This window comes from Rhizobium sp. WSM409 (assembly GCF_057653825.1).
Map to the genome: position 1 here is coordinate 2,640,754 of NZ_CM172794.1, position 14,297 is coordinate 2,655,050.

16 protein-coding genes are annotated in these 14,297 nt (G+C 64.0%); 8 read left to right on the forward strand and 8 right to left on the reverse strand.

Annotated features, from left to right (window positions below):
* Positions 1–26: 26 nt before the first annotated feature.
* Both AC25BC_RS13310 and AC25BC_RS13315 read right to left on the reverse strand, forming a co-directional pair.
* Entirely contained in the window at positions 27–683 is a 657-nt protein-coding gene (locus AC25BC_RS13310; RefSeq protein ID WP_026157418.1) for a Vgb family protein, read from the reverse strand.
* 49 nt (positions 684–732) lie between these two features.
* On the reverse strand, positions 733–1,953 hold the full coding sequence (locus AC25BC_RS13315; RefSeq protein ID WP_128407668.1) for a helix-turn-helix domain-containing protein: 1,221 nt from the start codon (positions 1,951–1,953) through the stop codon (positions 733–735).
* A 119-nt stretch (positions 1,954–2,072) separates the two neighbouring features.
* Between AC25BC_RS13315 and AC25BC_RS13320 the strand changes: the two genes are divergently transcribed.
* On the forward strand, positions 2,073–2,870 hold the full coding sequence (locus AC25BC_RS13320) for a DUF899 domain-containing protein (RefSeq protein ID WP_128440327.1): 798 nt from the start codon (positions 2,073–2,075) through the stop codon (positions 2,868–2,870).
* A gap of 5 nt (positions 2,871–2,875) precedes the next feature.
* A complete protein-coding gene (locus tag AC25BC_RS13325; protein WP_128440328.1) occupies positions 2,876–3,238 on the forward strand; it encodes a hypothetical protein in 363 nt (120 codons plus the stop codon).
* 93 nt (positions 3,239–3,331) lie between these two features.
* Here AC25BC_RS13325 and AC25BC_RS13330 read toward each other — a convergent pair whose 3' ends face one another.
* Both AC25BC_RS13330 and AC25BC_RS13335 read right to left on the reverse strand, forming a co-directional pair.
* The gene (locus tag AC25BC_RS13330) at positions 3,332–3,979 is read right to left on the reverse strand and encodes a metallophosphoesterase family protein (protein WP_128440329.1); all 648 of its coding nucleotides are present in this window, start codon (positions 3,977–3,979) and stop codon (positions 3,332–3,334) included.
* Between the two features lie 199 nt (positions 3,980–4,178).
* On the reverse strand, positions 4,179–4,925 hold the full coding sequence (locus AC25BC_RS13335) for an SDR family oxidoreductase (protein ID WP_128440330.1): 747 nt from the start codon (positions 4,923–4,925) through the stop codon (positions 4,179–4,181).
* A gap of 115 nt (positions 4,926–5,040) precedes the next feature.
* Between AC25BC_RS13335 and AC25BC_RS13340 the strand changes: the two genes are divergently transcribed.
* The 3 genes from AC25BC_RS13340 (at position 5,041) to AC25BC_RS13350 (ending at position 7,772) form a co-directional block, all read left to right on the forward strand.
* Positions 5,041–6,093: a LysR family transcriptional regulator gene (locus AC25BC_RS13340; RefSeq protein WP_245459916.1), complete on the forward strand. Its 1,053-nt coding sequence runs from the start codon at positions 5,041–5,043 to the stop codon at positions 6,091–6,093.
* Between the two features lie 100 nt (positions 6,094–6,193).
* Positions 6,194–6,769 (forward strand): RNA ligase family protein, encoded by a 576-nt coding sequence (locus tag AC25BC_RS13345; protein WP_245459917.1) that lies wholly within the window; start codon positions 6,194–6,196, stop codon positions 6,767–6,769.
* A 121-nt stretch (positions 6,770–6,890) separates the two neighbouring features.
* Positions 6,891–7,772, forward strand: a complete 882-nt coding sequence (locus AC25BC_RS13350; protein WP_128440343.1) for a transglutaminase-like domain-containing protein — start codon at positions 6,891–6,893, stop codon at positions 7,770–7,772.
* Between the two features lie 99 nt (positions 7,773–7,871).
* Here AC25BC_RS13350 and AC25BC_RS13355 read toward each other — a convergent pair whose 3' ends face one another.
* A complete protein-coding gene (locus AC25BC_RS13355) occupies positions 7,872–8,207 on the reverse strand; it encodes a hypothetical protein (RefSeq protein WP_128440332.1) in 336 nt (111 codons plus the stop codon).
* Positions 8,208–8,316: 109 nt separating this feature from the next.
* On the opposite strand from AC25BC_RS13355, the gene AC25BC_RS13360 reads away from it, so the two are divergent.
* Positions 8,317–9,339, forward strand: coding sequence for an LLM class flavin-dependent oxidoreductase (locus tag AC25BC_RS13360; RefSeq protein ID WP_128440333.1), 1,023 nt, complete (start codon positions 8,317–8,319; stop codon positions 9,337–9,339).
* Positions 9,340–9,363: 24 nt separating this feature from the next.
* On the opposite strand, the gene AC25BC_RS13365 is transcribed toward AC25BC_RS13360, so the two are convergent.
* Positions 9,364–10,188, reverse strand: coding sequence for a helix-turn-helix transcriptional regulator (locus tag AC25BC_RS13365; RefSeq protein ID WP_128440334.1), 825 nt, complete (start codon positions 10,186–10,188; stop codon positions 9,364–9,366).
* Positions 10,189–10,285: 97 nt separating this feature from the next.
* Between AC25BC_RS13365 and AC25BC_RS13370 the strand changes: the two genes are divergently transcribed.
* Positions 10,286–11,209 (forward strand): phytanoyl-CoA dioxygenase family protein, encoded by a 924-nt coding sequence (locus AC25BC_RS13370; protein WP_128440335.1) that lies wholly within the window; start codon positions 10,286–10,288, stop codon positions 11,207–11,209.
* A gap of 224 nt (positions 11,210–11,433) precedes the next feature.
* On the forward strand, positions 11,434–12,366 hold the full coding sequence (locus AC25BC_RS13375; RefSeq protein WP_012758124.1) for a LysR family transcriptional regulator: 933 nt from the start codon (positions 11,434–11,436) through the stop codon (positions 12,364–12,366).
* On the opposite strand, the gene AC25BC_RS13380 is transcribed toward AC25BC_RS13375, so the two are convergent.
* Both AC25BC_RS13380 and AC25BC_RS13385 read right to left on the reverse strand, forming a co-directional pair.
* On the reverse strand, positions 12,353–13,597 hold the full coding sequence (locus tag AC25BC_RS13380; RefSeq protein ID WP_012758125.1) for an MFS transporter: 1,245 nt from the start codon (positions 13,595–13,597) through the stop codon (positions 12,353–12,355). The genes AC25BC_RS13375 and AC25BC_RS13380 overlap by 14 nt on opposite strands.
* Positions 13,594–14,238, reverse strand: coding sequence for a winged helix-turn-helix domain-containing protein (locus AC25BC_RS13385; protein ID WP_128440336.1), 645 nt, complete (start codon positions 14,236–14,238; stop codon positions 13,594–13,596). Before AC25BC_RS13385 ends, AC25BC_RS13380 begins: the two co-directional genes overlap by 4 nt.
* Positions 14,239–14,297: the final 59 nt, after the last annotated feature.

Sequence of the window (14,297 nt, forward strand, 5' to 3'; positions counted from 1 at the left end):
TATCGGCCTCTTCGGCGTCGCATCGGCTACTTCCCTTTCCCCTCCTTGCCCTGCGCCGGCCGGCTGATCGCGCGGATCTTGCCGCTGCCGCCGCCACCGCAGAAGAAGCAGTCGCCGCCGTCGGATTCGAGGCCGGAGACGCCGGTACCCTCGGGCATATCAAGCCGCTCCAGCACCTCCCCGGTTTCAGGATCGATGCGCCTGACGTCGCTGTCATCGCCCTCCCAGGTGCCGTGCCAGAGCTGGCCGTCGACCCAGGTGACGCCTGTCACGACGCGGTTGGATTCGATGGTGCGGAGGATCTTGCCGGTTTCCGGGTCGATCTGGTGTATCCTGCGGCCGCGGTGCTGGCCGACCCAGAGCGAGCCTTCGGCCCAAGCAAGGCCGGAATCGCCGCCATTGCCGGGCGCCGGGATGGTGGAAAGGATGCGGCCGGTCTTCGGATCGATCTTGTGAATGACATCCTCGGCGATCTGATAGAGGAACTCGCCGTCGAAAGCCGTTCCGGCATGGGACGCAACCTCGATCGAGCGCACCACCTCGCCGCTTGCGGGATCGAGCGCGTTCAGCCTGTCGCCCGAGGCGAACCAGACGTGCTCACCATCGAAGGTGACGCCGTTGACGCGCTCGGCGCCGGGAAAGGGTCCATATTCACGGATGATCGTCGCTGCCGATTTTTTCATCTCTTCCATCCTGTTCGCCCGTCGGGCCATCTTCATCAGTCAGGCCATACTAATCGCTTGGCAAAGGTCCCGGGAGTAACAAGACCGTCGGGAAACCGGGCAGCGGCGGGCTCATCCAACGCCGCGCCCGCCCGCGCCCGAAGGATTGCACCTTGCCCTCCCCGGCAAGCGAATCCAGCGCCCGCTGCACGGTGCGCGGGCTGGCGCCGAGCGCGATCGCCAGCGCCGAGCTCGACCAGGCCTCGCCATCGGCGAGAAAGGCAAGCACCGCCCCATACTGGCCTTCGACGAGCGGCGCCAGCACGGCAGTCTCGCCGGCGCGCCGCGGCGAAAGCGCAAAGCCGCGTTTCGTCGCCGAGACCTCCGCCAGTCCCCGCAGTTCGGCACGCAGCCGGCCGATCTCGACGCGCAGCCGGGCACGATGCGATTCATCGGCATGTTTGCCGCGGAAGGCGCGCGCGATGAGCGTGCCGCGTGCCACATCCGCCGGCCAAGCTTCGGCAAGCGTCCGGGCGAGCGTGAAGAGCACCGGCCGCGTTGCCAGCGACACCGAAAGCTGATCGTCGCGCACGACATGGCGGCAGGCATCGACAACGAGCGTGCCCGAACCCAGCAGCTCTTCCACCTCCTCGAGCAGCAGCGGGCTTTCCCGCCAGCGCGAGATCAACCGCGCCACCGGCGCGCTGAGCACCTGGGCGGCATTTTCCACCTCCGCCGTCAATACCGGCATACCGGCCTCGCGCGCCGCCTGCCTCGCCCGGTCAAGCGCCGCACGCGCCGCTTTCGTCTGCAGGCGCCGGATCGCGATGCCCGTGACCACCAGCTCATGAGCGGCCCTTGCCGCCGGCGGCAGTGGCGTCGGGTCGAGTGTTTCGAGCGCCCGCTCGGCCTCGTCGAGCCGGCCGATCAGCACCAGCCGGCGAAGCTCGACATTCCTGGCATGGGCGGCATTGACCCTGTCGCCATGCGCTTCGAGCACCTTGCGCGCCGCCTCCAGCGCTTTGGGCGGCCAGGTGAGATCACGCGAGACCAGTGCGATCTCGGCCTCGGCGACCACGCAGCGGGCTCGCGCCACCGCCTCCCGCGGGCCGAAAGCACGCGCCGCACTCTTCAGCAGCGCCTTGGCGCGGACGAGATCGCCGAGCTGCGCCATCGCAATGCCGCGCAGCGCCAGCGCCGGCGCATCGTCGCGCAGCGCCACCCGCTTCAGCGCGCCGAGCGCATCTCCCGTTGCCAGCGCCCGCGCCGCCGCCGTGATCAGCGAGTCCATTCAAATCCCGTCACACTTGTCACTCCCACCCTTGCCCTGCCCGGTCGTAGCTTTGTCGTCGACCGGCAAGCAAGCCTGCGCCGGATGCTACGACGAGAGACAGGCAAAGGAGAAGACCCATGACGACAGAGCTGAACGCAACACGGCAGCAATGGCTGGCGGCTCGCCTCGATCTGCTCGAAGAGGAAAAGGAACTGACCCGGCAGAGCGACGTGCTGGCGATCAAGCGCCAGCAATTGCCGCGTGTGAGGATCGACAAACAATATCGCTTCGACACCGACGGCGGCAACATCTCGCTGAAAGACCTCTTCGGCGGGCGCTCGCAGCTGCTCGTTTATCACTTCATGTTCGGGCCGGATTATACCGCGGGATGCCCGTCCTGCTCCTCGATCGCCGATGGCTTCAACGGCTTCTTCGTTCACCTGGAAAACCACGACGTCGCCTTTTGGGCGGTCTCGCGCGCGCCGCTCGCAAAGCTCGAAGCATTCAAGCGACAGATGGACTGGAGCTTTCCCTGGGCCTCCTCCTTCAGCAGCGATTTCAACGGCGATTTCAGCGTCTGGTTCTCTGCCGAGCAGCAGCACCAGGGCGAGGTAGACTATAATTACCGCCGTGAACCGCCCGCCCCCGAACCGCTCACAGGCAGGACTGTCCAGGAATGGCAGCCGGGCGACAGCGAGGCGCCGATCACTCAGATCGCCGCCATGACCGGCACCGATGTCCCAACCTATACCCGCGACCGGCCGGGTGTCAGCGCCTTCGAGCTCATCGATGGCGCCGTCTACCACAGCTATTCCAGCTATGCGCGCGGGCTGGACGGGTTATGGGGCATGTACCAATGGCTCGACCGCACCCCCAAGGGTCGCAACGAAACCGGCATCTGGTGGCGCCACCACGACCGGTACGGCAAGGAGTGACGCCGATGCTGCTTTCCGCCCACACTCCAAAGAGAGCCGACGGCAACGCCGCTCTCAACGCCGCCGAATGGCTCTCGCTGGCCGCCTCAGCAGACGGATCAGTTGCTAAGCCGAGCAGTGGCATCGCTAGCCCGGGCGGCCGGATTGCGGCCCACACCGCCGATTGGCTGTCGCTCGCCGCCGCCCCGACATTCGCGGTCATGGCACTGCTGATGGCCACGACCAGCAGTGCCAACATGATCTGCATGACGACGCCGGATGCCTTCCCGATCGGCGGCATGGTGCCGATGTACCTGCTGATGAGCGGCTTCCACCTGACGCCCTGGCTGCGGCTCGCCGCCGGCTGGCGGGGCTTGAGCCCCCGATAACGCTCCGCGACGCCGCTGCTCCCTCTTCTCCCCAGCGCAGGGAAGAGGGAGCAAGCCGCGCCGGGCTTTACCCACTTACCAAAGCGATCAAGTTCATGCCCTCACCTCGATAAAGTCGATCGGCCCGCCGGCAATATCGTCATCGAAGACCGCGCAGGAAAGCTTGCCGCCGAAGACGCAGCCGCTGTCGATGTTGGTGCGGTTTCCTGTCGTCACCGGGTTGGACAGCGACGGTGTATGGCCGTGGACCAGGTGCTTGCCCCAATAGTCGCTGGACTCACCGGAAGGGAACCGTAACCAGAGAAGATCGTGCTCGCTCTGCTGCTCCAGCGGAAATTCTGGATCGACGCCCGCATGGACGAAGATCCGATATCGATCGACATGCATGAGGGGACGATCGGCCGCCCATTGCAGATGCTGGGGCAGAACTCTGCCGCCATAGGACATTTCGGTTTCAAGTCCGCCGATGCCGCTGCCGATCCACACGTCTCTGCTATCGCTATCGGCATAGGCAGCGACCATCAGGTCCTCATGATTGCCTTTCAGGCAGATCCATCGCCACGAGTCCGATGGACCGGCAATGATCCGGTCGAGGACGCTTTTGCTGTCAGGCCCGCGATCGACATAGTCGCCAACGAAGACGACGGTCCCTCCAGGCGCATAGGCCGCGATCCGATCGATCATCCTGTTCAGCGGATCGATACAGCCATGTATATCACCTATGGCGAACGTGTAGCGCATGCTTCGACCCTCTCGGCTGCAGTGCGATGGCGCGCGGCCAAGACGAGAAGGCGCGCCAGGGCATTATGCCGAGGCTCACGCCCCACGCCGTCCATCGCATCATAACAAACGAAAGCCCGCCGCCATCGCGAAAACCGACTCAATCTCCGGCATTTATGGCGGTTGGCTCTCCTTCCGCTTGAGGCAATCGCCACAACACTCACGCCTGCTCAGTGGGGTAGAGCGTCAGGATATTGACATTGACCCTGCGCGGCTGCGTCACCGCATAGAGAATGGCCGCGGCGATGTCCGCGGCCTCTAGTTGCTCGATGTCGCCAAGCCGTTGTTCCACCGCTTCGCGCACACTGGCGCGCATGTGGGAGGTAAACTCGGTCCTGACGGCGCCAGGCTCGATGCAGGTGACGCGAATGCCATCCCGGCCAATCTCGCGCCGCAGCGATTCCGCCATAGCGCTCGCCGCATGCTTGGTGCCGGAATAGACCGTCGAGGGATGAATGTACCGGCCGGTGCCGGAGGAGACGATGACGATATGGCCGGTCCCCTGCCGCTGCATCGCCGGCAACGCCGCATGGATCGGGTAGAGCAGCCCGAGGAAGTTGACCTCGACCATCTCCTGATACTCGGCGGTGGTCGTGTTCCGGAACGGCGCGGCAACGCCGACGCCGGCGACGCAGAGCAGCATGTCGAGCCTGCCGAAATCGCCGATCGCCCGCTGCACCATCGCCGCAGCCTGTGCCTCGTCGGACACATCGGTCTCGATCGCTAGGACCTCACCGTCGCGCTCGCGGATGCGCTCCGCCAACGCCTCGAGGCGCGGCATGCGGCGGGCCGCGATCGCCACGCTTGCCCCTTCCTCCACTAGCGCCAGAGCGGTCGCCGCACCTATGCCAGACGAAGCGCCGGCAATGAGGGCGACCCTGCCACTGAGCTTTTTGTCTGTCTGCATACCGGCTCTCCCGTCCTTTGGTTCAGGGTTGGCGAAATTATCGGCAATTTAGGCTGCGATGATCATGACAACAATGCTATATAAATCAAACAGACTATGTGGACTTGGAGGCCTAATGCGCGGCAGCGACTATGCGGAGCTCAAGGCGTTCGTGACCATCGTCGCCCACGGCAATTTCGCGCGCGCCGCAGCCGAGCTCGGAATTTCGGCATCAACGCTCAGCCAGACGATCCGCGCGCTGGAAGCCCGCCTGGGGCTTCGCCTATTGAACCGCACGACGCGCAGCGTATCGCTCACCGACGCCGGCGAACGGCTGCATGCACGCTTCAGGCCGGCCATGATCGAGATGGAGGCGGCGGTCCGCAATGTCGTCGACGCACGCGACACGCCGGCGGGAACGCTCCGGGTGCATCTGCCGAGTGTCGCCGCCGCAACCTTCCTCGAGCCAACCCTCGGCCGCTTCCACGCCGCCTATCCCGATATCGTCCTTGACGTGACGATCGACGATTCAGTCACCGACATCGTCGAAGCCGGTTATGATGTCGGCGCACGGCTGGGTGAGTTTCTCGAAGCCGATATGATCGCCGTTCAGCTCGGCGGCGAGCAGCGCCAGTTGGCCGTCGCCTCGCCAGAGTACATCGCCCGGTACGGCCGCCCGAATGTGCCGGGCGACCTGCTCCAGCACCATTGCATCAACTGGCGCCAGCCGGGCGGTAAAGGTCTCTACAAGTGGGAATTCCTCAAAGACAACACGTGGTTCTCCGTCGCGGTCAACGGCCCGCTGATCGTCTCGCACCGCGAGATGGCCCTTGCCGCCGCCGTCCAGGGCGTCGGCATTGCCTTCTGGGCCGAAGACCTCGTGCGTCCGCTGATCGAGGACGGCAAGCTCCTGCCGCTGCTTGAGGAGTGGTGTGGCACCTTCCCTGGCTGGTTCCTCTGTTATCCCTCACAACGCTACACACCGCCGAGCCTGCGCGCCTTCGTCGATTTCCTCAGGCGCGATCGAGGCCTGCAGAGACCGCTCGAAGAAATCGCAATGGATCGTAGGATGACAACTAGACAGGCACCCGTCGGCGATCGCCGTTACAATCGCCGAAGATGCCGATCCACGGACGATTGTCTCATCAATAAAAGCCAGGCGTTACGTACCATCAAGGGCAGCTTATAGCCCGAAGGCGACCTTGCATTGTGCAATCGCCACCGGTTATGCGTTCATCACCATGAAGAAATACGGACGAACCTATCACCTACCGATTTCTCCAGGAGCGATGAGCGATGACAAAGTCATGGCGATGCTTGACGGGCTGATGATTGGCGATCTTGTCATCACCGAGAAAATGGATGGTGAGAACACGACCATCTATCGGGACGGGTCTCATGCGCGTAGTCCCGATAGCCGTTACCATTCGTCGCGCGATTGGCTTAAGGCTTTTGCTGCCAGCATCAGCCCGCAACTTGCAGATGGCGAACGCATCGTGGGTGAGAACCTCTATGCCCGGCACTCGATCGGTTATGATGATCTGCCGTCATACTTCCTCGGCTTTGCATGGATTATCGACGATAAGGTCCAATCCTGGGATCTGACGCAAGCCCGGTTCGAAGAACTGGGCATCGTTCCGGTGTCGACACTATATCGGGGACCATACAAAGCCGGCCTGTTCGAAGATACTGCGGCATCGCTGGATAAGACCAAGCAGGAGGGGTTTGTCGTTCGGATCGCTGATGCGTTCCTGGAAACCGAAATGCCAGCTCGGATGGGCAAGTATGTGCGGGACAACCACGTTCAGAGTGAAACGCATTGGATGCAGTCGGAACTCATCCCCAATCGCTTGGCAAATTCCTGACGGTCGCTCGCCTCTCCTCCGTCCTGTGCTGGTCACAGGAATCCAGCCACGCCGCTCGCGGGCCTCACGCATGGCCCGCGGGATCTTGCCCTGCGACGCCGGTTTTATCATACTGCCCGGCATGAGCGGACATGAGAGCCCCATCGAGTTCTACACGCGACCCGGCCCGATGACCTCGGCCGGGCTGCATGCGCCCGCCCTTGCCGCGCTCCAGGGCGTCGGCGCCGTTGCCGCCGCCGTGCATGGCACGCTGCTGCATGATGCCTGGGCGCAACACTACGATCAGGTGCTGACCCCGGAGCGAAGGGCGCAATCGCACACGCGGCCGGCGCGCGCGATACTCGATACGATCATGGCGATCGATCCCGCGCCCCTCGACATCACGCGCCCGCCTGACAAGCGCAGCATCGGCACATGCCGCAATTTCACCGTGCTTGCCTGCGCAGCACTTAAGGCCCATAGCGTGCCGGCACGCGCCCGCTGCGGCTTCGGCATGTATTTCGAGGCCGGCAAGGGCATCGATCACTGGATCGCCGAATATTGGGACGGACAGCGCTGGGTCTCCGCGGATTTCCAGATCGATGCTCTCCAGCGCGCCGCTTTTCAGCTCGATTTCGACCCGCTCGACCAGCCGCCGGGCAAATTCCAGAGCGCCGGCGAAACCTGGCAACGCTGCCGCGCCGGCACCGCCGACCCCGGGAAATTCGGCATCTTCAACGAGTCCGGCTTCTGGTTCATCGCCATGAATCTCGTCCGCGACTTCGCCGCGCTCAACAATATTGAGATGCTTCCCTGGGACAATTGGGGAGCGATGCCGGAACCCGAGGAGGAGATGTCTGCGGATAGTCTCGCCCGCTTCGATCGCCTCGCTGCCCTGACGGTGGCAGCGGACGAACGCTTCGGGGAGTTGCGGGCGCTCTATGAGGGCGATGCCGGGCTGCGCGTGCCGGCGCAGGTCTTCAACGGCGTGCGCCAGCAGATGGAGGATGTGGGCAGCGCGTGATTTATGGAATGGCTGAGGTCGCCGCTTGTTCCCTCTTCTCCCCGCCGGGGAGAAGGTCGCCCGAAGGGTCGTGAGGGGCCGCACGTTACGCCCTTCATGCTACTCTTCGCTTGCGTTCAGCGCATTCGCGGCTTTGCCGCTCACCCCCATCCGCCTTGTCCAGCTGAAAGATGGGTGACAGATTGAACCGGATACATAGGTTACAGTTCCGGCGCAGTTGAAGCCACAGCGGCGCAGTTTCCCGTGGATGGGATCGATGACGCCGACTGGATGAGCATAGAAGCGCACGACCCACTGCCCATCCTCGGTTTCCTCGCCCGCCACCGGTTCGCCCGCGAGGCCCTGGGCGATGTAGATCAGGTCACCGCTCCATTTGATCTCGCCGTTGGGGCGCACCCGCCTGACCGCCGCCCGGCGGAGCGGATAGCGCGCCAATGCCGCAGAAGTGATACGCCGAACTCATCCGGTTACGATTGTCTTTCGAGCCGAAATTGTGCAATGACCCATCGACCCCAGATACAACGGATCAAGGTGCGGCATCGGTATGAAGAAGATCGGTTTCCTCTCGTTCGGGCACTGGACGCCCTCGCCCCAATCGCAGACGCGCTCGGCCGGCGATGCGCTGCTGCAGTCGATCGAGCTTGCGGTGGCGGCCGAGGAACTCGGCGCCGACGGGGCGTATTTTCGCGTGCATCATTTCGCCCGCCAGCTGGCCGCACCCTTCCCGCTGCTATCAGCCGTCGGCGCTAGAACCAATCGGATCGAGATCGGCACTGCCGTCATCGACATGCGCTACGAAAACCCGCTCTACATGGCCGAAGATGCCGGTGCGGCCGACCTCATCGCCGGCGGCCGTCTGCAGCTCGGCATCAGCCGCGGTTCGCCCGAACAGGTGATCGATGGCTGGCGCCATTTCGGCTATGCCCCGCCCGAAGGCCAGAGCGAAGCCGACATGGCCCGGCAACATGCCGAAGTCTTCCTCGAAGTGCTGCGCGGCGAAGGTTTTGCCAAACCGAACCCTCGGCCGATGTTTCCGAATCCACCCGGCCTCCTGCGCCTCGAGCCGCATTCCGAGGGCCTGCGTGAGCGGATCTGGTGGGGCGCAAGCTCGAATGCCACCGCCGTCTGGACGGCCAAGCTCGGCATGAACCTGCAGAGTTCGACGCTGAAGGACGATGAGACGGGAGAGCCCTTCCACGTCCAGCAGGCCGACCAGATCCGGGCATACCGCGCGGCCTGGAAAGAAGCCGGCCACACGCGCCAGCCGCGCGTCTCGGTCAGCCGCAGCATCTTCGCGCTGGTCGACGATCGCGACCGCGCCTATTTCGGCTACGGCAACGACGAGGGCGACAAGATCGGCTTCATCGATGAGAAGACCCGGGCAATCTTCGGTCGCAGCTATGCCGCCGAACCCGATGCCCTGATCAAGCAGCTCGCCGAAGACGAGGCGATTGCCGAGGCCGACACGCTGCTGCTCACCGTCCCCAACCAGCTCGGCGTCGAATATAACGCCCACGTCATCGAAGCGATCCTGACCCACATCGCGCCTGCGATGGGTTGGCGCTGACGCGCTGTCATTGCTGCCGGACTCTCAAACCCGCGGATACCTCGCACGGAATTCGCGAGGACTGCAGCCTTCGCGTTCGTGAAAAACACGCGAAAAATAAAACGGATCATCCAGGCCGATCATGGCGGCCACCGTTTCGATCTTTTCGTCGGTGGTTGCCAAGAGCTGTTTGGCATGGTCCATGCGCGCCCGAAGCTGAAATGCCTTGGGAGGCAATCCGGTTTCGAGCGTGAATCGCCTGCGCAGCGTAGCCGGCGACATGCCGTGCTCGGCCGCAAAGGCCGCGAGGTCCAACGGTTGCATCGCCCGCCGCCGTAGCGTTTCCACGATGTCGGCCATATCTAGCCTTTCCTGGCGTCGATCGGCCGCGCCGCTTGCCTGTCTGGCGGCTGATATGACGATATGATGCAGCATCAATGCCGCCGATGCCTGCCCGAGATTGGTGTCGTCAAGCAGATCGGCATGAAGCTTGCCGAACTGCCGTACAACCTCATCGAGATGATGCAAGGCAACGACCGGGTGTCGCTCGGTCATGATCCTCAGCCTCACGAAGTCCCGCGTGAACGATCCTTCGAAAAGCGCCCAGCGCTCGTCCCAGCCGCTTTCGTCGGGGCCATAGGAATGCACTCGGTTCGGAAACAGCCAGAACAGTGCAGGTCCAGTCAGGCTCATGCGGCCGCTGGCGGCGGTTTCTAGCCAGCCCTGCCCCCGCTCCACCAGCACGACGGCGAAACTCGGTAATTTCCGGTCCGTCACCGCACGGCGGGCATGCTGCCTGCCGCTGCCCGTGACAGCAAGTCCGCCGGCAGCGGTAAGCGGCGTTCTATAGATGGCCTCGGTGTCTCTCATGATGAGCGAAAAGTCCAGTTATGAATTTCCTCTATGTCGGTTGGCCCGCCGGATCAGGTAATTGATGACAAGCCAACTCAAGCGATGGAGGAGTGAAATGTCAATTGCTGCGGAGGTCATGCAGGTCCGAAAGCCGGAATTTCCCCTTGCCGCCCATGGCAAAACCCTGGCTGCAGAGCGGACGGGCTGGCTCACGCCGACCGATCCCGCCATCGGCGTGGACGCCATCCGCCGCCGCTTCCAGGACGATGGCTATGTCTGGCTGAAAGGCCTTCTGCCTCGGGCCGATGTGATCGACTTCCGCCGCTGGGTTTTTGAACATCTCGCCGAAACCGGCCTGGTCGATCCCGGCAGCGATTTTTCTCTGGGCATCGCGTCTGCCGGTGGCTTCGACAGGAGCCTGGCGGACCGGCGCCTGATGTCGCTCGTCCGCTCAGCCGCCTATGAAGGCTTCTGTGCGCAACCGCCGCTCGCCCGCTTCATGGACGATTTCATGCAAGGCATCTCCTATCTGCACAAGCGCAAGCTCATGCGTTTCGTCCAACCGGGATCGCCGACGGCCACGCCCGCCCACTATGATCTCGTCTATCTCCGCGGCGGCACCAGCCGCCTGGTGACGGCCTGGATTCCAATCGGCGACATCCCCACCGAGATGGGTGGCCTGGTTTACCTCGAAGGCTCGCACGCGCTGGGCGTCAAGATGGAAGCCGAGTTCCAGGCCACGAGTGGCGATCTTTCGCCGGAGGAGCGGATCAATGCCTATAACCGCCACATGGCGGAAGGCGGCTGGATCTCGAAGGATCTGCCCGATATGGCCGAGCGCTTCGACACCCGCTGGCTCGCCGCCGATTATGAGGCCGGCGACGTGGTGCTTCACTCGCCCTACATGATCCACGCCTCGACCACCAATCAGGACCGCAGCCGGCGGCTGCGCCTCTCCACCGACATCAGATATCAGAATGTCGACGACGAGATCGACGTCCGATGGAATAACCATTGGAGCCTCGGCGATATGCTGTAGCTTGGTTCGACTGCCTCATTCGGCACAACCCCGGCTCTGGCTGCATGTCATCCGGTATAGGCGACCGCGCAGCTGACGCGGAAAGCGAGGCGCGAAACGCCGACCGCCGATACAGAAGCGACGTGCTCGGACCTTACTGCCGTGTTGGACGTTGATGCTCCGAACCTTGAATCGGTCGCATGACTGACCGAGTTATGCCGTAGCCGAACCGCTCGAGTTGCCTGATGCCGCGTACGAACCTGAACGATATCCTGATCTTCATGGCCGTCGTCGATGCCGGAAGCTTTATCGCCGGCGGCCAAACCATGGGCCTGTCGCGTTCAGCGGCAGGCAAGGCTGTCATCCGCCTGGAAGACCGGCTCGGCGCGCGTCTGCTCAACCGCACGACGAGAACGTTGAACCTGACCGACGAAGGCCGGATGTTTTACGAGCGCGGGCTGCAGATCCTTGCATTGGTCGACGAGGCGGAGGCGAGCGTTGCGGGGCAGAACAGCACGCCGCGAGGCGTTCTCCGGCTGACCGTTCCCGATGCCTTCGGGCGGCTTGTCGTGCTGCCTTTGCTTGAAAAATATCTTCAGGCCTGGCCCGACATCCAGGTCGAAGTGAGCTTCACCGATCGCCTGGCCGACATCGTCGAGGAAGGCTTCGATCTGGCGATCCGGATCGGCGCGACGGCGACGGACACCCGCCTGGTCTCACGCGTGATCGCCACCTATAAGGCACGGCTCTGCGCCTCGTCGGCCTACCTTGCCGAGCGCGGCGAGCCCCGCGATATCGACGATCTCGCGGTCCATGACTGCCTGATCTTCGCCGGCCGCAATCAAAGGCAGGGCTGGCGCTTTCGCGGGGAAGGCGGTTCCTGGATCAAGGCGCAGGACCGCAGCCGCTTGAGGCTCGACAGCGCAGAGGCGATCCGCGACGCCGCCCTGGCGGGACTGGGCATCGCGCTGCTTCCCGATTTTCTCGTCGCCGACGATCTCGTCACCGGCCGCCTCCGGCAGATCCTGCCCGACCTCGAAACCGACGACGTAAAGATCGTCACGCTCTATCCCGACAAGCGCCTGCTGGAACCGCGTGTCCGACGCTTCATCGATCTGATGGTCGAGGAGCTTGGAGACCAGAGCGAGGCACGCAACCGCGACGCTAGGTCTGGGTGATAGGCTTGTCGAAGCCGCGGAAGCTCTTCAGCGCCAGGGGAAAGAGGGTTGCGGCGAGATAGGCGAGCCCGGTGAGCGAGAGCGCCGCGGCGAGGCCGATCGTGCTGATCAGGGCGCCGCCGACGAGGCCGCCGAAGGGGATGAGCGCGAAGCAGAGGGCGGCGTTCATCGCGGTGACGCGGCCGGTCAGCGGCTTGGGGATGCGCTCGAAGATCACCGCCGACAGGATCGGATTGAGGAAGCCCGAGGCAAATCCTGCGATTGCCAGGGTGAGGAAGATGATGGGGAGTGGCGCATCCAGCGCAATAACGAGAAAGCGCGGAAATCCGGTCAGCAGGAAGGCCACGGTATAAACCATCAGGCGCGGCATCCGCTCGCCGATCGCAGCGGCAATCGCAGCACCCGCGATCGAGGCGCCGGTGAAGGCCGAAAACATCGCCCCCAGCAATTCCGGGCCATGGCCTGAGCTCCGCGTCCAGACGGGCAGCAGCACCGCGTGATAAGCCTGGTCCAGCAGGTTAGTGGTCGCCACCATGATGACAATGCTGACGAGCACCGCGTCGCCGCGCAGAAAGCGCCAGCCTTCCCTGAGATCGCCGAGATAGGAGGACATCCCGCCCGGCCGGGCCTCGGGCATGCAGCGCAGCTCGGGGACGCGCCGCAATCCGGGGATGCCTACTCCCACAATCAGCGCAGCGGCGGCGAAGGTGACGGCATTGACCACCAGCGCTTGGCCCGGGCCGATCAGGCCGATCAGCGCGCCGGCGCCGGCCGCACCCGCCGTCGAGGCCAGCCGCTCGATGGCACCAACGAGGCCTGTCACCCGCTCGAGCGGCACCGCCGCCAATTCGGCAATATCAGGCACCATCGCCTGTTTGGCAGCATCGGATGGACCGCGCAGCACACCCATGGCAAAGACGACAGGCAGCAGCAGCGACATATCAAGCAGGCCGAGCCAATCGAGCAGCGGCACCAGCATCACCACGGCCACCGAGGCGGTGTCGCAGACGACAGCGATGCGTTTCGGGCCGACGCGGTCGATCAGCGGCCCACTGAGCGCCTTGGCGGCGACATAGGGGAGCATCTCCATCATCGCTGTCAGCCCGGTTAAAACGGGGCTGCCGGTCGCGCTCAGCACCAACCAGGGAATAGCGATGGTCGACAGCCGCGTGCCGGAAAGCGAAAGCGTCTCGGCCGCGGCAAGCGCCAGGAATGGCCCACCCTTCCTCATGACCCATCATCTTCCTCGCGATGCGGGAGCCGGCCCGGATAGCGAAAGGCGTGCAGCATGATCGAGAAGGGAACCATATCCGGGGGTGCCAGCTCCCCCAAAGGCGGAGCCACCCGCATCGCTTCGAGAATGGTATCGGTCAGCCGCTTGGTCAGGGCTTCGGCCTGTTCCGCCGTCATCGGGATGATGATGTCGCTGGCCGTGCTCGCCTTGCGCCATTCCGCCGGCAGCTCGGCATATTCCTCCAGCGCCTGCTGCATCTGGCCGACCTGCAGAGAGAGTATCGCCTGGTTGAAGGCGAGGTCGAGATCAAGCGCTTCACCCTCGGCCTCGCTTGCCGGCACCGAGGTGAGCTCGTGGCTGGCGCGCCACCAGCGGTCGCGCCGCGAAGCATGCGGCGCTTCCTCGATGAAGCCGTATTGGGCGAGCTGGCGTAGGTGATAGCTGGTCGCGCCGCTATTCAGCCCGAGCCGCACTGCCAGCTGCGTCGCCGTGGCGGGTCCATCGACCCTGAGCATGCCGAGCATGCGCAGCCGGACAGGATGCGTCAGCGCCTTCAGCGCGGTGGGATCGGGCACGACGCGGCTGAGGGTGCGGGGTGCGGTGACGGATTGAGCAGGCTGCGGGCGCGGGTCTTTCATGCCGGAAGCCTACTATTACAAAGACATCTTTGCAAAGTTTCTTTGCGTAAGTGCAAGTG